We start from the raw sequence: 19,052 nt of genomic DNA, 5'->3' as shown, positions 1-19,052 counted from the left end.
CTGCGAGAAGGAGGGGTGCGTCGGCTGGTCCGCTCCTAGCCGCCGACCCCCTCCGGGCGGGCGCCGCGCGCCGCGTACAGGGCCGCGCCCAGCGTGAACGCGGCCAGGGCCGCCGCCCACGCTCCCGGCTGGGCACCCGGCTGCATCGGCCACGCCCACACCGTGGCCGCCCGGCCACGGGCGGCGGACGAGCCCAGGTACACGGCCGTCACGTAGGCGAACGCCGGGAGCCAGCTCAGGCGTGCGCCCAGCAGGACGGCCGCCGTCGCGGTGACGCCCGTGCAGCCCAGGGTGTTGCGGATGACGGCGGGCGGGCCGAAGGTGTCCGCGTGGCCGAGCACGGCCGGGACGACCAGCAGCGCCGCCAGTGCGGTCAGGGCCGTCAGCTGGCCCAGCCGCCGCGGCCACCAGCGGTGCACCGCCGTGCGGTCCAGCTCGTCCGAGGCGCTGTACAGGCTCGCCCCGATCACCGCCGAAGCCAGCAGCGGCGCCAGCGCGACGATCGGCACCCGGCGGTCGGGATCGAGGTAGGCGTCCAGCCGGCCGGCCGCCCAGAGGGCGAAGGCGGCGGTGCCGGCGAGCGCGGCCAGCGTGGCGGGGAGCGCTCGGGAGCGGGCGTACAGCAGGGGTCCGGTCACAGGGCCGCCTCCTTCGTGTCGCGTCCGGTCACAGGGCCGGCACCCCCTCGGCGTCGCAGTCGGCACGGGCCGCGAAGTAGGCCGACAGCCACTCACGGCGCGTCCGCTCGTCCGTGCCGGCCAGCCTCGCCCGGGCCGCGCGGCGCTCGCGCAGGTCGGCGCGCCGGGCCGCGTCACCCCGGGCGTCGTCCTCGTCGATCCCCTTCTGCGCCGAGGTCGGGGCGAGGTAGTACTCCACCGCGTCGTCCGCCCTGAGCTCCGGGGCCGTCGCAGGCCCCTCGGGACAGTCGTAGCCCTCCAGCGCGGCGACGGCCTCCCAGGCGAACTGCTCCGGATCGGTCAGCCGCCCCCGTACGGCCGACCAGCCCAGCGGGGTGATGCCCGGCAACTGGGCCTCGCCGGCGTGCGGGGCACCGCCGTGGTCCGCCCACCGCACCGGCAGGTTCCGCACGCCGCGCAGCTTGCCCGTGATCCCCGCCAGCGCGTCCCTGACCTGCGGGAGCATCCCGGCGTACCGGGCGTTGACGCACACCGCCGGGGTGAGGGAGGTGTCGCACACCTGACGGCGGGCGATCGGATCGGCGTGCCACAGGCCGTTCCCGGTCTGCACGAGCAGCGTGCCCGCGGCCAGCGCGGCGGCCAGCGGCAGCAGCGCGGTCACCCGGCGCCGGGCCGCGTACGCCAGTACCGCGGTGACCGCCAGTCCGCCGGTCCACACCGCCATGGCCCACGGCTGCCACCACACGGGCAGCCCGACGCCCAGAGGGCCGACGGTGGGACTCAGCACCCGGCCGGGGGCGGAGCGGTCGGCCGTCACCATCCCGAGGCCCACGTAGCCGGCCATCGCGAGCAGCGGCGCCGCGAGCCGCGTCGGCACCGCCCGGCCCACCACGTGTCCGGTCAGCGCGCCCGCCGCCATGGCGGCCGTGTCCCCGGGCAGCAGCGTCAGGTGGGGATGATCACCCTGCGCGTAGGGCCAGGTGGCGAGCTGGGCCAGGGCCGCGGTCAGCAGGTAGCCCAAGGCCACCCAGACCGCCACGGGCAGTGCCGCGGCCAGCAGCCGGGCCAGCGGCGGCCGTACGGTCGTCCCCCACAGCTCCTCGGTACGGCGCCGGCGCTCCCGGCCGCCGTGCCGGCAGCCCGCCGCCGCGGCCAGCGGAAGGGCGATCAGCATCACCGAGTGCGCCTGGCCGGCGGTCTCCGACCACCCGCCCTGCCACTGGTCCGCCTTCGCCCACAGCGTCACGCCGGTCGTGAGCAGCACCGCGGCCCCGGCCCACGGGGCGAAACCCCGGACCCACTCGGCGCGCAGCGGGTGCGGCGCACGCTGGGCCGCAGCCGGCTCGGTGACGTGCTCGGTGGCGAGGGCCATCACACCGCCTCCCGCGCACCCGGCGCGCGGTGCGCCCGCAGCGCCGCCGTGTACCCGCGCTCGATCGGATGGTCGCCCGGCCCCTCCGACACCTCGCCGAGCCGGGTCAGCGCCTCGGGCGTGCCCCGGTACGCGATCCGGCCCGCGTCCAGCAGGGTGACCTCGGTGCAGGCGGCGGCCACGTCCTCCACCAGGTGGGTGGAGACCACCACCGTCGCCGAGGCGCCCAGCGCGCGCAGCAGCTCGCGGAACTCCACCCGCTGCTCCGGGTCCAGACCGGCGGTCGGCTCGTCCAGCAGCAGCACGGCGGGGTCGTTGACGACGGCCTGCGCGATGCCGACCCGGCGGACCATGCCGCCGGACAGCGTCCGGACCTTGGCGTCGATGCGGTCCGCGAGGCCGACCCGGGCCACCGCCCGCTCCACGGCCGCCGGCACGTCCGCCGCCGGCATCTCCTTCAGCCAGGCCACGTACGCCACGAACTCCCGCACGGTGAAACCCGGGTAGTAGCCGAACTCCTGCGGCAGGTAGCCCAGGCGGCGCCGCACCCCCGCCAGCCCGCGGTGACCTGCGGTGTCCTGCCCGAGCAGCTCCACCCGGCCGGCGTCCGGCCGCGCCACCGTGGCGAGCACCCGGATCAGCGAGGTCTTCCCGGCCCCGTTCGGCCCCAGCAGCCCGTGCACCCCGGTGCCGAGCACCAGGTCGAGCGAATCGAGGGCGAGCGTCTTGCGGTGCCGGACCCGCAGGCCGGTCACACGTATCGAACTCATCGTCTCTCCAAGGCAGGGCACGGGGACCCGTCGGCGGGTCCGGGGGTTCGGTGGGGTGCGCGTGGGCGCGGCACCGGAAGGGCGAGGGGCGGCCACGCGGGTCACCGTGGTCAGGGGCAGGGTGGGTGTTCGTAGGGGGTGGGCCGGGCAGCGGGTGGGTGCTCGGCCCGGCCCGGGGCCGCCGCGCCGCCCGGCGTGCCGGCACGCGCACAGCCGGCCGCCGCCCGCGCGGGGCCATGACCACCGGTGGCGGCCGGACGGGTCGCGGGTGACCGGGCTGGCAGCCGCTTGCCGACCCGGTCAGCGCGGTCGGCGTGGCCGCGGTGAGGGTGTCGTCACGGGCGCAGCGGGCGGTCGTACGCCGGACGCCGCGCCGCCAGCAGGGTCGCGCTCAGGACGGCCGCCGCCGCCCACGCGCCCTGCGCGGCCACGCCGTCCAGGCAGCGGGAGAGCTGTTCGGCCAGCCGCGGGGCCGCCGCATCGCCCGGCGCGACGGCCACCGGCGTCAGGACGGCGCACAGCCAGCCGCCGCCCGTCACCCCGGCCGCCGCCCGGCACCCGACGAAGGAGGCCAGGGCCAGCGAGGCCAGCGCCAGCGCCAGCCCGGGCAGCAGCCAGGCCGCCGCGGCCGGGGCGCCGGAGGCGGGCAGGAGCAGCCCGGTGAGGGTCAGCAGCGGCAGGCTCACCGCGAGCACGGCGACCGTACGGATGAGCGCGAGCCGCAGCCCGCCGCCCGGTGTGGCCGCGGTGACCTCGTGCAGGGGGTCCGCGTGCGGGCCGTAGGACAGGGCGACCCCGGCGACGGGCACCACCGGAGCGATGGCCAGCAGCAGCGCGCGCGCCCCCGGGAACCCGGCCCCGTACGACAGGGCCGCCGCGGCCACGGCCACGCCCAGCACGGCCGGCAGCCAGGCCCCGCGCACGGCGGGCCCGGCGGCCCACAGCAGCCGGGCCGTCCGCGACACCACGGGCCGCCTGCCGACCGCGCCCGCCGCTGGCCGCGCCGCGACGGCCGCCTCCGGCGCGGGCGTCCGCACCGCCGGGCCGGGCACCGGCTTCGCCGCGACGGCTGCCGCCGGTGCCGGCTCCAGCACCGCCGCCCGTACCGCCGCCAGTACCGCCCCCGCCGCCGTGCCGCCGACCGCGGCCGACACCCGGGACGCGCACCTCGTGCAGCCCTCCACGTGTTTCTCCAGGGACCAGGCGTCCGGCTCCGGCAGCGTGCCCTCGGCGTAGCGGGTCACCTGGTCGTCGGGGACGTGCCACGGGTGGCTGTCGCGGTGGGTCATGCCGTGCCTCCCAACGGGGACGGGTTCAGCTGGGCCAGCGCTTCGCGCAGTTCCACGCGGGCACGGCGGGCCCGGGACTTGACGGTGCCCTCCGGGATGCCGAGGAGCCGGGCCGCCTCACGGGTGCTCAGTCCGTCGACGACCGTGGCCCGCAGCACCTCCCGCAGCTCGGGGGAGATCCGGTCCAGCGCGGTGCCCACGTCGCCGTACTCCAGACCCGCCAGCACCCGGTCCTCGGCGGACGGCGCGGCGGCGGACCCGTACCGCCCGGAGGACTCCAGCTCCGGCAGCGGTCCCGCTACCCGCCCGGCCCGCTCCTGTGCCCGCCGCGCGTCGACCAGCCGGCGCGCGGCGATCGTCCACAGCCAGCCGCCCGCCTCCTGCCCGCGGTGCCCGGCCGCCGACCGCCACACCGTGACGAACGTCTCCTGGAGCACCTCCCGCACCAGCTCGGGGTCGGCGCACCGGCGGGTCAGCCGCGCGTGCAGCCACCCGGCGTGCCGGTCGTACAGGGCGGCCATCGCCGTGGCGTCCCCCCGCGCGACGGCCCGCAACAGGGCCGCGTCCCCGCCGCTCCCGTCGTCCTTCTCCCGCTGGCCCCCCATGGGGCGGAACAGTCTCACACCCCCTCTATCGGTCACCGGACCGGAACCGGATCACCCCGGCGCCGTCTTTTGCCGCGCGTGGCCGCGGGCTCACGGGGTAGGCCTGCCGTGACCCGTCCGAGCCGCACCATCCGCGCACTCCCCTAGGAGGCCCCCGTGGCCGCACCGGCCCGACTCACGATCCCGGCCCAGCTCAAACCCGTGGCGGAGCCGTCCGCCGAGACCGGTACGACGGCGCTGTGCGTGTTCAGCGCGGAGAGCGCCTGCGCAGAGGCACCGCTGACCAGCGAGCCGCCGCTGCCCGACGCCGAGCCCCTGACCAGTGAGCCCCCGATCGCCGAGGCCGCCCCGCTGACCAGCGAGTCCGACCCGGTCCCGGACTCCTTCGCGCCGGGGCTGTAGATGGCCGCGGCGCCCGACGAGCACCCCACCGAGGACCTCGCCCGGCTCGCCGAGCTGCACGGGGTCGCCACCTCCTACCGCCCCGCCCCGGACCGTACCGTCCAGGTCTCCGCCTCCGCCGTGACCGCCGCCCTCGCCGCCCTCGGCGTCGACGCGGCCGGCCCGGACGCCGTGCGCGCCGCCCTCGCCGCCCGGGAACGCGAGCTGCGCGAGCGCCTGCTGCCGCCGACGGTGGTCCGGTGGGCCGGCGAGGAACCGCCCGCCGCCCTCACCGCACTGCCCCCCGGCACCCGGCTGCGCGTCGAGACCGAGGACGGCGCGGAACGGGACGGCGCCGACGACCTCCCGCCGGGTGTCCACCGGCTGACCGCCACCGCGCCCGACGGGCGGACCGGCGAGGCGTGCCTCGTCGTCGCCCCGGACCGGCTGCCCGCCCCGCCCGGCCGCTCCTACGGCCTCCTCGTCCAGCTCTACTCCCTGCTCTCCCACCGCTCCTGGGGCATGGGCGACCTCGCCGACCTCGCCGAGCTGGCCGGCTGGGCCGGACGCACCGCCGGTGCCGGGTTCGTCCAGGTCAACCCGCTGCACGCGGCCGTACCCGGCGCCCCCACCGACCCCTCCCCGTACCGCCCCTCCTCCCGCCGCTTCCCCGACCCCGTCCACCTGCGGGTCGAGGACGTCCCCGAATACGCGTACGCCGAGGACCGCGAGCGGCTCGCCGGGCTGCTGGAGCAGGCCGGGCGGCTGCGCGCCGACGTCCTGGACAAGGGCGCCCTCATCGACCGCGACGCCGTGTGGGAGCTGAAGCGACAGGCGCTGGAACTGGTCGCGCGGGTCCCCCTCGCGCCCGGCCGCCAGGCCGCCTACGACGCCTTCCGCGCCACCCACGGCCGCGCCCTGGACGACCACGCCACCTGGTGCGCCCTCGCCGAGGTCCACGGCTCCGACTGGCACCACTGGCCGGACGGGCTGCGCGACCCCCGCTCGGACGCGACCGCCCGGGCCCGGCGCGACCTCGCCGACCGGGTGGAGTTCCACACCCGCCTCGCCTGGCTCACCGACGGCCAGCTGCGCGCCGCCCAGCGCGCCGCCCGCGAGGCCGGCATGCCGGTCGGGATCGTGCACGACCTCGCCGTCGGCGTGCACCCGGCCGGTGCCGACGCCTGGGCCCAGCAGGACGTGTTCGCCGCCGGGATGTCCGTCGGCGCCCCGCCCGACGCCTTCAACGCCCGCGGCCAGGACTGGGGCCTGCCGCCCTGGCGCCCCGACCGGCTCGCCGCGACCGGCCACGCCCCCTACCGCGACCTCCTGCGCGCCCTGTTCCGCTACGCCGGCGCGCTGCGCATCGACCACGTCATGGGCCTGTTCCGGCTCTGGTGGGTCCCCCAGGGCAGCCCGCCCACCGAGGGCACCTACGTCCGCTACGACGCCGAGGCCATGCTCGCAGTCCTGGCCCTGGAGGCGGCCCGCGCGGGCGCCGTCGTCATCGGCGAGGACCTCGGCACCGTCGAACCCGGCGTGCGCGAGACGCTCCAGCGGCGCGGGGTGCTCGGCACCTCCGTGCTCTGGTTCGAACGGGACTGGGAGGGCGACGGCCACCCGCTGCCGCCCGACCGCTGGCGCGCCGACTGCCTGGCCACCGCCACCACCCACGACCTGCCGCCCACCGCCGCCCGGCTCACCGGCGACCACGTCGAACTGCGCGACCGCCTCGGCCTGCTGACCCGCTCGGCCGCCGAGGAACGCGCGGAGGCCGCCGCCGACACCGCGGAGTGGCTCGCCCTGCTCGGCAGCCTCGGTCTGCTGGACAGCCCGGCGGCCGGACCGCCCGGCTCCGACGAGGAGGAGGAGATCCGCGCCGTCCACCGCTTCCTGCTGCGCACCCCCGCCCGGCTGGTCGGCGTCTGGCTCCCGGACGGCGTCGGCGACCGCCGCCCGCAGAACCTGCCGGGCACCTGGGACCAGTACCCGAACTGGCGGCTGCCGGTCGCCGACGCCGAAGGCCGCCCGGTACCGCTGGAGGAACTGGTGGCCTCGCCCCGGCTCAGGGCCCTGCTGGAGGTGCTGCGCTGACCGCCCCCGCACCGCCCCCGCCCCGTACGGGCACCCCGGCCGCGCGGCCCCGACGGCGGTTCGCTAACGTGACTACCGTGGACAAGAAGAACGCCCTGCGCGCCGGCGCCCTGGCCGCCGGTACGACGCTGATGATGCTGCTCATGTCGTCCCCCGCGCTCGCGCTGACCCGCGACGACGGTGACGACCCCGGCAAGGGCCTGAGCGTCATCGAGACGCTGGGCCTCTACGTGTTCGCCCCGGTGGTGCTGTTCCTGGTCATCGCCGGTCTGGTGATGGCCCTCGACAAGTCCCGGGCCAAGAAGGACACCACCTCGTCCAACATCAACGTCCAGTCCGACGCCCGGGCCAAGGCCTGAGCGACCGTCGGTCCGTTCGCCGGGGGCGCCGGTCCTGCCGTCGGTACGCGCGCAACGCGTACCCGGGTGGGACCGGCGCCCCCGGCGTTTCTCCCCGCCCGGCCGGTCAGGGGCTCGGGGCGGTCAGATAGCGCTGCACCGTCGGGCCCAGCCACGCCACCAGCTCCTCGCGGTGCAGCGCGCGGGCCGGCGCCAGCCGCAGCACATAGCGGGTGAGGGCCAGCCCGAGGAGCTGGGCGGCGCACAGCGCGGCCCGCGCGGGGACCTGCTCGGGGTCCGGGCACACCTGGCGGGCCACCGGCAGCAGCTGCTCCCGGAAGATGCCCTGCATCCGCTTAGCCCCGGCCTCGTTGGTGGCCCCGACCCGCAGGACGGCCGTCAGCTCGTCGTTCTCCTCCCACAGGTCGACGAAGTGGCCGACCAGCGTGCGGCCCACCTCCTCGCGGGGCACCGGCGCCAGGTCGGGCAGCCGCAGATCGAGCGCCACGGCCGCGGCGAACAGGCCCTCCTTGCTGCCGAAGTACCGCATCACCATGGACGGGTCGATCCGGGCGTCCCGGGCGATGGCCCGGATGGTGGCCCGCTCGTAGCCGTCGGCGGCGAAGCGGTCGCGGGCGGCGTCGAGGATGGCGGCGCGGGTGGCGTCGGAGCGGCGTGCTGTCATGCCAACGAGCGTAGGCCAACCGGTGTTGGCCAACAAGTGTTGACTCTGTTCGGGAGGCGGGCCTACCGTTGCCAACAAGCGTTGACCAACGCCCGTTGGCCAACAGGTGTAGGCATCCCAGGAGGCCACCATGACCGGCACCACGGGCCCCACCGGCAACAGCGGCACCACCTGCGGAACCACCGGCACCACCGGCATTACACGCACCCCTACTCCCGCCTCGCGCGTCCTCGTAGTCGGCTCCGGCCCCACCGGCCTCCTGCTCGCCGGTGATCTCGCCGGCGCAGGCGTCCCCGTCACCGTCGTCGAGAAGCGCCCGCACGGGATCAGCAACCTCTCCCGCGCCTTCGTCCTGCACGCCCGCACCCTCGAACAGCTCGACGCCCGGGGCCTCGCCGACGGCCTGGAGTCCGTGGGGCAGCCCCTGGACCGGCTCCGCCTCTTCGGCCGGCTCACCGTCGACCTCTCCACGCTCCCCTCCCGCTACCGCCACCTCCTCGTCCTGCCGCAGTACGAGGTCGAGAAGGCACTGGAGCGGCGGGCGGTCGAGGCGGGGGCCGAGTTCCGGTACGAGACCGAGCTGACCGGGCTCACCCAGGACGCGGACGGGGTGACGGTCGAGGCGGCCGGGCCCCGGGGCCGCGCCGAGACGCTGCGGGCCGCCTACGTCGTCGGCGCGGACGGCATGCGCAGCGCCGTGCGGCAGGCGGTCGGACTGCCGTTCCCGGGGCGGTCGGTGATCCGGTCCGTCGTGCTCGCCGACGTCCGGCTCGCCGAGCAGCCGCCGAGCCTGCTGACGGTCAACGCGGCCGGCGACGCGTTCGCCTTCCTCGCCCCCTTCGGCGACGGCTACCACCGGGTGATCGGCTGGCACCGGGGCCGCGACGTGCCGGACGGCGAGCCGCTCGACCTGGCCGAGATCAAGGAGATCACCCGCCTCGCCCTCGGCCGGGACTTCGGGATGCACGACGCCCGCTGGATGTCCCGCTTCCACAGCGACGAGCGCCAGGCGCCGGCCTACCGGGCCGGGCGGGTCTTCCTGGCCGGGGACGCCGCGCACGTGCACACCCCGGCGGGCGGCCAGGGCATGAACACCGGGCTTCAGGACGCCGCGAACCTGAGCTGGAAGCTCGCCGCGGTGGCCACCGGGCACGCGGACCCCGCGCTGCTCGACACCTACCAGGCCGAGCGGCACCCCGTCGGCCGGGCGGTGCTGCGCAGCAGCGGCGGGATCGTCCGGCTCGCCATGGCCAAGCGCCCCTGGACGCTGGCGGCGCGCGGAGCCCTCACCGCGTTCCTCGGCGCGGTCGGCCCGGCCCGGCGCAAGGCCGCCGGCCGGCTCACCGGCATCGGCCACCGCTACCCCGCGCCCCGCGGCGCCCACCCGCTCACCGGCGCCCGCGTCCCCGACGTGGACCTGGCCGGGGGCGGCCGGCTGTACGAGGCGCTGCGCGGCGGACGGTTCGTGCTGATCACCCCCGAGCCGCACGAGGCGGGGGCCGGCCGCGGGGACCGGCTGGCCGTGGCCCGGTGGGCGAGCGGCCGCCGTACCACCGTGCTGGTGCGCCCCGACGGCTACGCGGCCTGGGCCGCCGACTCGGCCGGCCCGGCAGTCATCGAGGCGGCGCTGGCCCGCCACCTCGGCCCCGCCGCTCCCGCCGGGTGCGCGCCGGGTGACCTGCGGTGAGCGGGCTGCGGTGACGGCCGCGGCGGCTACTCGGCCGTCGCGTCCAGCAGCTTCCGCAGCAGGCCGGCCAACTGGCCGGCCTCCGCTGCGTCCAGGGCGGACAGGGCGGTGCTCTCCTGTGCCAGTCCGGCGCCCACCGCCTCGTCGATCAGCCGCAGCCCCTCCTCGGTGAGGCTCACCCTCAGGCCGCGCCGGTCGTGCGGGTCGGGTGAGCGGCGCAGCAGTCCGGCGCGCTCCAGCTTGTCGAGCCGGCCGGTCATCCCGCCGGTGGTGAGCATGAGCGTGGCCGACAGTTCGCTCGGGGAGAGGGTGTACGGCTCGCCGGACCGTCGCAGGGTGGCCAGGACGTCGAACTCGCCGCGGGAGATGCCGTAGGGCTTGTAGGCCCTCTCCATCCGGTCGCCCATCACGCGCGAGAGCCGGAAGATCCGGCCGAAGACCTCCATGGCCCGGGTGTCCAGGTCGGGCCGCACCCGCGCCCACTGCTCGATGATCGTGTCGACGGTGTCCGCGGGCTGTGGCTGCATGCGCAGAGTATCGACCGCGTTCCGCTCGCCCGCAAGAAAGCCACTTGACGCTAAGTAGCTGACAGCTAAGCTAATCAGGAGTGAGCCGGTTGGCGGAGCGAGCCACCAGGCACCCGCGCCCTCGGAAAGAGGCCCTCCCATGCGCACCCGTCCCCGCACCGCAGTCATCGCCGTCACCGCCCTCGCCCCGGTCTCCTGGGGCACCACCTACGCGGTGACCAGCGAGTTCCTGCCGCCGGACCGCCCCCTGTTCACGGCCCTGGCGCGCGCCCTGCCCGCCGGGCTGCTGCTGCTCGCGCTCACCCGGGTGCTGCCGCGCGGTGCCTGGTGGGCCAAGGCGACCGTGCTCGGGGCGCTGAACATCGGCGCGTTCTTTCCGCTGCTGTTCGTCGCGGCGTACCGGCTGCCCGGTGGGATGGCCGCGGTCGTCGGCTCGACCGGCCCGCTGTTCGTCGTCGGGCTCTCGGCCCTGCTCCTCGGCCGGCGGCCGGCCCCGCGCACGCTGCTCACCGGGCTGATGGCCGCGTCCGGCGTCAGCCTCGTGGTGTTGAAGGGGGCCGGCGCCCTCGACCTCGTCGGCGTCCTCGCGGCCCTCGCCTCCACGGCCGCCATGGCCGCCGGCACGGTGCTGGCCAAACGCTGGGGCCGCCCGGACGGGGTCGGTCCGCTCGCGCTCACCGGCTGGCAGCTCACCGCGGGCGGCCTGCTGATCGCCCCGGTCGCCCTGCTGGCCGAGGGCGCCCCGCCCGCCCTGGACGCCCGTGCCGCCGGCGGCTACCTCTACCTCGCCCTGGTCAACACGGCTGTCGCCTACTGGCTCTGGTTCCGCGGCATCGGCCGGCTCTCCGCCACCCAGGCCGCCTTCCTCGGCCCCCTCTCTCCGCTGACCGCGGCGGTCGTCGGCTGGGCGGCCCTCGCCCAGACGCTCACCCCGGTGCAGCTCACGGGCATGGCGCTGGCGTTCGGGGCGACGGTGGCGGGGCAGGCCGGAGGCGGACGGGAGCCGTTCGGACCGTTCACCGGACGGAAGCGCCGGCCGGGCGGTCACGGTCCGTCGCGGCCCGAGATGCTGACTGACCCGAGGGCGGTTAGCGTGAAGTAAAAGGGCCGCGATCAGGGGTGTGCCCGCCGCAGGCGGCGGGGGCCCCGCAGGACCGGGACCGGCAGCCGTCGTGGCCAGGTCCGCTGCTCGTCCCCGCGGCAACTCCTACGGCCGCGCCGCGCCCCGTTCGCAATGGCCGCGGCCATCGCCCCCGGACCGGAAACCCCGCGAGGGCGTGGAAGGAAGGTAGCCCATGACAGCACGTAGCGTGAGGCGTCTCTTCGCGGTGTCCGCCGCCGGCGTCCTGCTGGCGGGTGGTGCCGCGATCGGTACGGCGGGTACGGCTTCCGCGGCCACCCCGCACCAGGTCACGACCAACCGCGGCTGCTTCGACCGCGGCTTCGGGTTCAACAACTGCTACGGCGGCTACGGCAACGGCTTCCGCAGCGGCTTCTACGGCTATGGCACCGGCTTCTACGGCTACGGCTACGGACCCGGCTTCTACGGGTCGGGCTTCGCCCCCGGCTACGGCTACGGCAGCAACGGCACCGTGGTGGTCGTCGTCAACTGACAGCCGATCACGGCCCCGGACCGCCGCACCGCGTCACGGTCCGCAACCGCCGAACACCCGATGCCGGACGGGCCCAGCCCGCCCGGCATCGGCATGCGCGGGACCAGCGACGCGCAGGGGCGCCCGGTGCCGCACCGGGCGCCCCTGCGCCGTGCCGGCCGTTACCCGGCGGAGCCCGCCGCGTCCGCCGCCTGGGCCTTCAGGGCCCGTTCGATGCCCGCGCGGGACTCCGAGACGAGGCGGCGCAGGGCCGCGGTCGGCTCGGCCGAGGCCAGCCAGGCGTCCGTCTTGGCCAGGGTCTCCTCGAAGACCTGGACCGACGGGTACAGACCGACCGCGATCTGCTGGGCGATCTCGTGCGAACGGGAGTCCCACACGCCCTTGACGACCTCGAAGTACTTGTCCGTGTACGGCGCGAGCAGCTCCCGCTGGTCGGTCTGCACGAAGCCGCCGATCACGGCCTCCTGCACGGCGTTCGGCAGCTTGTCGGAGTCGATGACCGAGGACCAGGCCTCCGCCTTCGCCTCCGGCGTCGGCCGGGCCGCGCGGGCGGTGGCCGCGTGGCGCTCGCCGGCCGCCGTCTTGTCCCGCTCGTACTCGCCCGCGATCTCCGCCTCGTCGTAGCGGCCGACCGCCGCGAGCCGCTGGACGAACGCCCAGCGCAGCTCGGTGTCCACGGCCAGGCCCTCGACCGTCTGCGTGCCGTCGAGCAGGGCCTCCAGCAGGTCGAGCTGTTCCGGGGTGCGCGCGGTCGCCGCGAAGGCACGCGCCCACGCCAGCTGGTGGTCGCTGCCCGGCTCCGCAGCACGCAGGTGCGCCAGCGTGGCGTCGGTCCAGCGGGTCAGCAGGGCCTCGCGGGCGGCCGGGGCGGCGTACAGGTCGATGGCCAGCTTGACCTGGCGGTGCAGGGACTGCACCACGCCGATGTCGGACTCCTTGCCGATGCCCGACAGCACCAGGGACAGGTAGTCGCGGGTGGCCAGCTCGGCGTCCCGCGTCATGTCCCAGGCCGACGCCCAGCACAGGGCGCGCGGCAGGGACGCCTCGAAGTCGCCGAGGTGCTCGGTGACGGCCTTCAGGGACTCCTCGTCCAGGCGGACCTTCGCGTACGACAGGTCGTCGTCGTTGAGCAGGATCACCGTCGGGCGGCGCGTGCCCGTCAGCTGCGGTACGGCGGTCAGCTCGCCGTCCACGTCCAGCTCGATCCGCTCGGTGCGCACCAGCTTGCCGGCGTCGGACAGGTCGTAGAGGCCGATCGCGATGCGGTGCGGGCGCAGCGTCGGCTCGCCCTTGGCGCCGGCCGGCAGCGCCGGGGCCTCCTGGCGGACGGCGAACGACGTGATCACGCCCTCGGCGTCGGTCTCCACCTCCGGGCGCAGGATGTTGATCCCGGCCGTCTCCAGCCACTTCTTCGACCAGGTCTTCAGATCGCGGCCGGAGGTCTTCTCCAGGGCGCCGAGCAGGTCGGACAGGCGCGTGTTGCCGAACGCGTGCGCCTTGAAGTACGCCTGCACGCCCTTGAAGAACTCGTCCTCGCCGACGTAGGCGACGAGCTGCTTCAGCACGGAGGCGCCCTTGGCGTACGTGATGCCGTCGAAGTTGACGAGGACGTCGTCCAGGTCGCGGATGTCCGCCATGATCGGGTGCGTGGACGGCAGCTGGTCCTGCCGGTACGCCCAGGTCTTCATCGAGTTCGCGAACGTGGTCCACGAGTGCGGCCAGCGCGAGCCGGGGGCCGCGGCCTGGCAGGCGATGGAGGTGTAGGTGGCGAACGACTCGTTCAGCCACAGGTCGTTCCACCACTCCATGGTGACCAGGTCGCCGAACCACATGTGGGCCAGCTCGTGCAGGATGGTCTCCGCGCGGACCTCGTACGCCGCGTCGGTCACCTTGGACCGGAAGACGTACTGGTCGCGGATGGTGACCGCGCCCGCGTTCTCCATGGCGCCCGCGTTGAACTCGGGCACGAAGAGCTGGTCGTACTTCTCGAACGGGTACGCGTAGTCGAACTTCTCCTGGAACCAGTCGAAGCCCTGCCGCGTGACCTCGAAGATCGCGTCGGAGTCCAGGAACTGGGCGAGCGAGGGCCGGCAGTAGATGCCGAGCGGCACGCTCTGCCCGTCCTTCTCGTACACGCTGTGCACGGAGGTGTACGGGCCGGCGATCAGCGCGGTGATGTACGTCGAGATCCGCGGGGTCGGCGCGAAGACCCAGACGTTGTCCTTCGGCTCCGGGGTCGGCGAGTTGGAAATGACCGTCCAGCCCTCGGGCGCCCTCACGGTGAACTGGAAGGTGGCCTTCAGGTCCGGCTGCTCGAAGGACGCGAAGACGCGGCGGGCGTCCGGGACCTCGAACTGGGTGTACAGGTAGGCCTGGTCGTCGACCGGGTCGACGAACCTGTGCAGGCCCTCGCCGGTGTTGGTGTAGGCGCAGTCCGCGACGACCCGCAGGACGTTGCGCCCCTCCAGCAGCCCGGGCAGCGCGATCCGCGAGTCCTTGAAGACCGCGGAGGCGTCCAGGTGGTCACCGTTGAGGACCACCTCGTGGACGGCCGGGGCCACCAGGTCGATGAAGGACTCGGCGCCGCCGCGGGCCACGTCGAAGCGCACCGTGGTCACGGACCGGTAGGTGCCGCCCTCCTGCGCGCCGGAGAGGTCGAGATCGATCTCGTACGAGTCAACGGTGAGCAGCTCGGCCCGCTGCTGCGCCTCTTCGCGAGTCAGGTTTGTGCCAGGCACGCGGTCATCTCCTCGTTATGTGTCGGTTGCGTCATCCTTCCATGTGATCGAGGGGGAACGCGATGTCCGTATCCCGCCGGTCGGCGCGGCGCCGCGGCGGGAGGCTGGGCTCATGACGACGTACACCGCACGGCCCGTCCCGGCCGAGGTCCTCCAGGAGCTGCGCACCGCCGACGACGCCGGCCGCCGGCCGGTCCCGGTGACGGACGAGGAGGGCGGCGCCCCGCTGCGCTGCTGCCTGCGCCACAGCGTGCCCGGCGAGCGGATCGCCCTGGTCTCGTACGCGCCGCTGCGCCGCTGGGCGGCCGGGACCGGCGCCGACCCGGGTCCCTACGACGAGCAGGGCCCCGTCTTCATCCACGCCGGTGAGTGCCCCGGCCCGGCCGGCGACGCCCTGCCCTTCACCGGCTCCCACCGCGTCCTGCGCCGGTACTCGGCCGACGGCCGCATCCTCGGCGGCCGCCTGGTGGAGCACCCGGACGCCTTCGCCCCGGCCCTGACGGAGGCCTTCGCCGACCCGGAGGTGGCGCTGGCGCACGTGCGGGCGGTGGAGTACGGGTGCTTCCTGTACGAGGTGCGACGGGGGTAGGCCGCACGGGCGCGGCGTTCGAGCCGCGGACGAGGGCATGGGAAAGGGGCGGCCCCGGGGCCGCCCCTTTCCGGTGGCCGGGTTACTCCGCCGAGAGTTCCGCCGCCACCAGTTCCGCGATCTGGACCGCGTTCAGCGCGGCGCCCTTGCGAAGGTTGTCGTTGGAGACGAACAGGGCCAGGCCGTTGTCGACCGTCTCGTCGCGGCGGATACGGCCGACGTACGACGGGTCCTGGCCGGCGGCCTGCAGCGGGGTCGGGATGTCGGAGAGGGCCACGCCCGGCGCCTTCGCCAGCAGCTCGGTCGCGCGCTCGGGGGTAAGCGGGCGGGCGAAGCGGGCGTTCACCTGGAGGGAGTGGCCGGAGAAGACCGGCACGCGCACGCAGGTGCCGGAGACCTTCAGACCGGGGATCTCCAGGATCTTGCGGGACTCGTTGCGCAGCTTCTGCTCCTCGTCGGTCTCGTTGAGACCGTCGTCGACGAGGTTGCCGGCGAAGGGCAGCACGTTGAAGGCGATGGGGCGCTTGTAGACGTTCGGCTCGGGGAAGTCGACGGCCGCGCCGTCGTGGGTGAGCCGGTCCGCCTCGGCGGCCACCTTCTGCACCTGGCCGTGCAGCTCGGCCACGCCCGCGAGGCCCGACCCGGACACGGCCTGGTAGGTGGCGACGACCAGCGCCTGCAGACCGGCCTCCTCGTGCAGCGGCTTGAGCACCGGCATCGCGGCCATGGTGGTGCAGTTCGGGTTGGCGATGATGCCCTTGGGGCGGTCGGCGACGGCGTGCGGGTTCACCTCGGAGACCACCAGCGGGACCTCGGGGTCCTTGCGCCAGGCGGAGGAGTTGTCGATCACGACGGCACCCTGGGAGGCGACCTTTTCGGCCAGCGCCTTGGAGGTCGCGCCGCCCGCCGAGAACAGGACGATGTCCAGGCCGGTGTAGTCGGCGGTCGACGCGTCCTCCACCGTCACGCCGTCCAGCACGGTCCCGGCGGAACGGGCCGAGGCGAACAGGCGCAGCGTGGTGACCGGGAAGTTCCGCTCCGCGAGGATCCTGCGCATGACCGTGCCCACCTGACCGGTGGCTCCGACGATTCCGACCCTCACGGTGACTCCTCTGTGTCTCTCTTGCCTGACCGGGGCATTTCCATCATGCGGCCGACCCCGGTCCACCTGTCCAATTCTTTGTCCCGCGTGCCCGAGGAATGGGACACGCTCAGCCGGCGGACGGTTCCGGACCTCCATCGGGCACCCGGCCGAGCTGGAGGAATTCCCTCTGCCGGGGGTCCGCGCCGGAAGCTGTGCTGTCCCGCCCCTGCCCGTCCGGATCCGGGCCATACGGGGGTGTGACGTACGCCTCCGCGGACTTCCGGCGCCGGCCGAACGTTTCGGCCCGCCGCCGCGTCGTAGGGGCAAACGCGTGAGGGGGTGGCTTGTGCTGCGCGGAAAGGCGCGCCGCGACCGGGGGGCGGAGTACGCCGCCGGTACGGACGGTACCGGCGGCGATCCGCTGGACGCGGCCCAGGAACGCCGGGTGCGGGCGGTGCTCGCGCTCGGCGGGGTGCCGCAGTCGGACCTGCCGGACGGGGTGCAGCAGGTCCGGCTGCGGCTGCTGGAGCGGGCCGCGAGCGGGCGCGAGGCGCCGCGGGACGTGTCGGCGTGGGCGGCGGTGGTCGCCTCCAACCTGGCCATGGACTGGCACCGGGCCAAGCGGCGCCAGGAACGGCTGGGGGAGCGGCTGGCCGCGCTGCGCGCGCCCGCGCACGCCTCCGGGGAGGAGACCAGCCTGCTCTCCCTCGCCGTCGCCCGGGGCCTGGACGAGCTGCCGGCCGCCCAGCGGCAGGTGGTGGTGCTGCGCTTCTTCGCCGACCTGCCGGTGCGGGCCATCGCGGAGGAGCTGGGCATCCCGGAGGGCACGGTCAAGAGCAGGCTGCACACCGCGGTCCGCGCACTGCGCGACCGGCTGCACGAGGACGAGGTGGCGTGACATGACCGCCGGACACGAGGACGCGCGGGGCGCCGACGGCGCCGGACGCGCCGAGAGCGCCGGACAGCGGGGGGAGCGGCACGGGGAGCGGGGGGAGCGGCGGGGGAGCGGCGCGCCCCGCGAGAGCGGGGAGTACGACGGCATGGACGCCCTCATGGCCGCCGTCACCGGCGACCCCCTGCCGGAGGAGGCCCGGCGGGACCCCGCCTTCCTCGCCGCGCACCGGGCGGCCGAGGCCGACGTGGCCGTGCTGCGGGACCAACTGGTGCGGCTGGCCGAGGCGCTGACGGGGGAGGCGGGCACCGGTGAGGCGGCCGGGGCGCCGACGGGGGAGGCGGGCACCGGTGAGGCGGCCGGGGCGCTGACGGGGGAGGCGGGCACCGGTGAGGCGGCCGGGGCGCTGACGGGGGAGGCGGGCACCGGTGAGGCGGCCGGGGCGCCCCGGGACCCCGTCCCCGCCCCGCCCTCCGCCCGGCGAACCCGCGGCCGTACCCGCCCCTCCGCTCCCACCCGGCCGGGTCGCCCCGGGCGGCCGGACGGACCCCGCCGGGCCCTGCGGATCGCGCTCGGCTCGCTCGCCGGTGCCGCGGCGTTCTGCCTGGTCCTGGGCTTCGGCTGGCTGCTGGCACAGGGCGGTGGCCCCGGCGGGGCGAACGACGAGAGCGGGGCCTCGTCGGCCAAGGGGAATGCCGACGCGACGGGCCAGGAGGCCGGAGCCGGTGGGCGGCCGGCGTACCCGGAGCGGGAGCTGGCCTGTTCCCGGCTCGTCGTGGAGGGGACCGTGGCGCGGGTGGAACGGGCCGGTGACGTGCCCGGCAGCCGGGTCACGCTCACCGTGATCCGCTCCTACCGGCCCGCGCACGGCCCCGCCGAGGTCCGCTTCCTGCTCGGCGCCGGGGCCCGGCCGGCGCCCCGCGCGGGCCAGCACGTGCTGGTGCGGGTCGGCCAGGACGAGCGGTACGCGGGCCTGTGGGCCGTGGGCGAGCGCCGGGTGGCGGCCGCGCGCGGCTGGATCACCGACGCCCTGCCCGGGTCCCGGGACCTGGCCTGCCCCTCCGGCGACGGCCCCTGAGCCGGCAGGAGGGTCCGGCCGCACCGAACGTTTCCCGTCGCCGGCGCGTCTGAGGACCGGCCCGGCGCGCAGGGGCGCCGGGCAGTGATCGCGAAGACCGAGTGTGAAGGGGACACCATGACGACGCCACGGCGGAAGACCGGGCCCGCGGAGCAGGGCGCCAGGCGCCGGCTCCTCGTCGCCCTGGGCGCGGTGCTGGTGCTGGGCGGGGCCGGGGGGACGGTGTACACCCTGTCCGAGCGGGGGCACGCGGACGCCGACGGCGGCGGGACGGCCAGTCTGAGCGCCGAGGGGCTGGTGGCCTGCGCCTCGGCCGTCGCCGAGGGGCGGGTGGCCGAGGCCGGGCCGGCCGGCGCGGACTCCGGGTTCCGGGTCGTCCTGCGCGTGGACCGCGCGTACAAGCCGGCCGGCGGGGACACGCGCCGGCTGGAGTTCCTCACGCCGGAGCCGGACGCCGAGCGGTACTACCGGGTGGGCGCGCGGATGCTGGTGCTCGTGCCCGCCCGGGAGGGCGAGGCGCCGTCGGCCTACCGGGACGGGGACGCCCCGCCGGAGGGGACGGGAGACGCGCTGGAATGGGCGCGAGCCTGGGTCGAAAAGGCGATTCCGGAATCGGGGCGGATGAAATGCGCTGAAAACGACGGTGTCGGCTGAGCCCTCCCACTAATTCGG

The 19,052-nt window shown here is 75.8% G+C and carries 19 protein-coding genes; 10 read left to right on the top strand and 9 right to left on the bottom strand.

What is annotated here, in order from left to right:
- Window positions 1-35 precede the first annotated feature (35 nt).
- The 5 genes from LG395_RS36175 to LG395_RS36155 form a co-directional block, all read right to left on the bottom strand.
- Window positions 36-638 (bottom strand): hypothetical protein, encoded by a 603-nt coding sequence (locus LG395_RS36175; protein WP_225813170.1) that lies wholly within the window; start codon window positions 636-638, stop codon window positions 36-38.
- Window positions 639-666: 28 nt separating this feature from the next.
- Complete coding sequence (locus tag LG395_RS36170) at window positions 667-2,010, bottom strand: hypothetical protein (RefSeq protein WP_225813168.1); 1,344 nt, start codon at window positions 2,008-2,010, stop codon at window positions 667-669.
- A complete protein-coding gene (locus LG395_RS36165; RefSeq protein WP_171156264.1) occupies window positions 2,010-2,780 on the bottom strand; it encodes an ABC transporter ATP-binding protein in 771 nt (256 codons plus the stop codon). Before LG395_RS36165 ends, LG395_RS36170 begins: the two co-directional genes overlap by 1 nt.
- 335 nt (window positions 2,781-3,115) lie before the next feature.
- Window positions 3,116-4,069 (bottom strand): zf-HC2 domain-containing protein, encoded by a 954-nt coding sequence (locus LG395_RS36160; RefSeq protein ID WP_225813166.1) that lies wholly within the window; start codon window positions 4,067-4,069, stop codon window positions 3,116-3,118.
- Window positions 4,066-4,674, bottom strand: a complete 609-nt coding sequence (locus LG395_RS36155; RefSeq protein ID WP_225813201.1) for an RNA polymerase sigma factor — start codon at window positions 4,672-4,674, stop codon at window positions 4,066-4,068. Before LG395_RS36155 ends, LG395_RS36160 begins: the two co-directional genes overlap by 4 nt.
- A 156-nt stretch (window positions 4,675-4,830) precedes the next feature.
- On the opposite strand from LG395_RS36155, the gene LG395_RS36150 reads away from it, so the two are divergent.
- The 3 genes from LG395_RS36150 (at window position 4,831) to LG395_RS36140 (ending at window position 7,508) form a co-directional block, all read left to right on the top strand.
- Window positions 4,831-5,076, top strand: coding sequence for a hypothetical protein (locus LG395_RS36150; protein WP_225813164.1), 246 nt, complete (start codon window positions 4,831-4,833; stop codon window positions 5,074-5,076).
- Window positions 5,077-7,149: a 4-alpha-glucanotransferase gene (malQ, locus tag LG395_RS36145; RefSeq protein ID WP_225813161.1), complete on the top strand. Its 2,073-nt coding sequence runs from the start codon at window positions 5,077-5,079 to the stop codon at window positions 7,147-7,149.
- A 77-nt stretch (window positions 7,150-7,226) separates the two neighbouring features.
- Entirely contained in the window at window positions 7,227-7,508 is a 282-nt protein-coding gene (locus tag LG395_RS36140; protein WP_171156272.1) for a hypothetical protein, read from the top strand.
- A gap of 106 nt (window positions 7,509-7,614) precedes the next feature.
- Here LG395_RS36140 and LG395_RS36135 read toward each other — a convergent pair whose 3' ends face one another.
- Window positions 7,615-8,172 (bottom strand): TetR/AcrR family transcriptional regulator, encoded by a 558-nt coding sequence (locus LG395_RS36135; RefSeq protein WP_225813158.1) that lies wholly within the window; start codon window positions 8,170-8,172, stop codon window positions 7,615-7,617.
- Window positions 8,173-8,302: 130 nt separating this feature from the next.
- Here LG395_RS36135 and LG395_RS36130 point away from each other — a divergent pair, with 130 nt between their 5' ends.
- Window positions 8,303-9,859, top strand: a complete 1,557-nt coding sequence (locus LG395_RS36130) for an FAD-dependent monooxygenase (protein ID WP_225813157.1) — start codon at window positions 8,303-8,305, stop codon at window positions 9,857-9,859.
- A gap of 26 nt (window positions 9,860-9,885) precedes the next feature.
- Here LG395_RS36130 and LG395_RS36125 read toward each other — a convergent pair whose 3' ends face one another.
- Window positions 9,886-10,386 carry a MarR family winged helix-turn-helix transcriptional regulator gene (locus LG395_RS36125; RefSeq protein ID WP_225813155.1) on the bottom strand — a complete coding sequence of 167 codons (501 nt, stop codon included), beginning with the start codon at window positions 10,384-10,386 and terminating at the stop codon, window positions 9,886-9,888.
- Between the two features lie 139 nt (window positions 10,387-10,525).
- Between LG395_RS36125 and LG395_RS36120 the strand changes: the two genes are divergently transcribed.
- A complete protein-coding gene (locus tag LG395_RS36120; protein WP_225813153.1) occupies window positions 10,526-11,488 on the top strand; it encodes an EamA family transporter in 963 nt (320 codons plus the stop codon).
- 193 nt (window positions 11,489-11,681) lie between these two features.
- Entirely contained in the window at window positions 11,682-11,999 is a 318-nt protein-coding gene (locus tag LG395_RS36115) for a hypothetical protein (protein ID WP_225813151.1), read from the top strand.
- A 161-nt stretch (window positions 12,000-12,160) separates the two neighbouring features.
- On the opposite strand, the gene pepN is transcribed toward LG395_RS36115, so the two are convergent.
- The gene (gene pepN, locus LG395_RS36110; protein WP_171156281.1) at window positions 12,161-14,737 is read right to left on the bottom strand and encodes an aminopeptidase N; all 2,577 of its coding nucleotides are present in this window, start codon (window positions 14,735-14,737) and stop codon (window positions 12,161-12,163) included.
- 112 nt (window positions 14,738-14,849) lie between these two features.
- Here pepN and LG395_RS36105 point away from each other — a divergent pair, with 112 nt between their 5' ends.
- Window positions 14,850-15,326, top strand: coding sequence for a DUF1203 domain-containing protein (locus tag LG395_RS36105; protein WP_225813147.1), 477 nt, complete (start codon window positions 14,850-14,852; stop codon window positions 15,324-15,326).
- A gap of 82 nt (window positions 15,327-15,408) precedes the next feature.
- Here the strand turns inward: LG395_RS36105 and LG395_RS36100 are convergent, their stop codons facing one another.
- The gene (locus LG395_RS36100) at window positions 15,409-16,428 is read right to left on the bottom strand and encodes an aspartate-semialdehyde dehydrogenase (protein ID WP_225813145.1); all 1,020 of its coding nucleotides are present in this window, start codon (window positions 16,426-16,428) and stop codon (window positions 15,409-15,411) included.
- Between the two features lie 328 nt (window positions 16,429-16,756).
- Here LG395_RS36100 and LG395_RS36095 point away from each other — a divergent pair, with 328 nt between their 5' ends.
- The 3 genes from LG395_RS36095 (at window position 16,757) to LG395_RS36085 (ending at window position 19,034) form a co-directional block, all read left to right on the top strand.
- A complete protein-coding gene (locus LG395_RS36095) occupies window positions 16,757-17,308 on the top strand; it encodes an RNA polymerase sigma factor (RefSeq protein WP_171160015.1) in 552 nt (183 codons plus the stop codon).
- A 1-nt stretch (window position 17,309) separates the two neighbouring features.
- Window positions 17,310-18,380 carry a hypothetical protein gene (locus tag LG395_RS36090; protein ID WP_225813142.1) on the top strand — a complete coding sequence of 357 codons (1,071 nt, stop codon included), beginning with the start codon at window positions 17,310-17,312 and terminating at the stop codon, window positions 18,378-18,380.
- A gap of 117 nt (window positions 18,381-18,497) precedes the next feature.
- Complete coding sequence (locus LG395_RS36085; protein WP_171156295.1) at window positions 18,498-19,034, top strand: hypothetical protein; 537 nt, start codon at window positions 18,498-18,500, stop codon at window positions 19,032-19,034.
- Window positions 19,035-19,052 lie beyond the last annotated feature (18 nt).

Source organism: Streptomyces spinosus, assembly GCF_020400655.1.
Lineage (GTDB): Bacteria > Actinomycetota > Actinomycetes > Streptomycetales > Streptomycetaceae > Streptomyces > Streptomyces argyrophylli.
This window is presented reverse-complemented; position numbering and strand designations above follow the sequence as displayed.

Coding starts and splice junctions, on each gene's coding strand:
- LG395_RS36160 (WP_225813166.1), bottom strand. CDS start 4,069: ATGACCCACCGCGACAGCCACCCGTGGCACGTCCCCGACGACCAGGTG.
- LG395_RS36170 (WP_225813168.1), bottom strand. CDS start 2,010: ATGGCCCTCGCCACCGAGCACGTCACCGAGCCGGCTGCGGCCCAGCGT.
- LG395_RS36105 (WP_225813147.1), top strand. CDS start 14,850: ATGACGACGTACACCGCACGGCCCGTCCCGGCCGAGGTCCTCCAGGAG.
- LG395_RS36085 (WP_171156295.1), top strand. CDS start 18,498: ATGACGACGCCACGGCGGAAGACCGGGCCCGCGGAGCAGGGCGCCAGG.
- LG395_RS36125 (WP_225813155.1), bottom strand. CDS start 10,386: ATGCAGCCACAGCCCGCGGACACCGTCGACACGATCATCGAGCAGTGG.
- LG395_RS36090 (WP_225813142.1), top strand. CDS start 17,310: ATGACCGCCGGACACGAGGACGCGCGGGGCGCCGACGGCGCCGGACGC.
- LG395_RS36165 (WP_171156264.1), bottom strand. CDS start 2,780: ATGAGTTCGATACGTGTGACCGGCCTGCGGGTCCGGCACCGCAAGACG.
- LG395_RS36130 (WP_225813157.1), top strand. CDS start 8,303: ATGACCGGCACCACGGGCCCCACCGGCAACAGCGGCACCACCTGCGGA.
- malQ (WP_225813161.1), top strand. CDS start 5,077: ATGGCCGCGGCGCCCGACGAGCACCCCACCGAGGACCTCGCCCGGCTC.
- LG395_RS36115 (WP_225813151.1), top strand. CDS start 11,682: ATGACAGCACGTAGCGTGAGGCGTCTCTTCGCGGTGTCCGCCGCCGGC.
- LG395_RS36155 (WP_225813201.1), bottom strand. CDS start 4,674: ATGGGGGGCCAGCGGGAGAAGGACGACGGGAGCGGCGGGGACGCGGCC.
- LG395_RS36120 (WP_225813153.1), top strand. CDS start 10,526: ATGCGCACCCGTCCCCGCACCGCAGTCATCGCCGTCACCGCCCTCGCC.
- LG395_RS36135 (WP_225813158.1), bottom strand. CDS start 8,172: ATGACAGCACGCCGCTCCGACGCCACCCGCGCCGCCATCCTCGACGCC.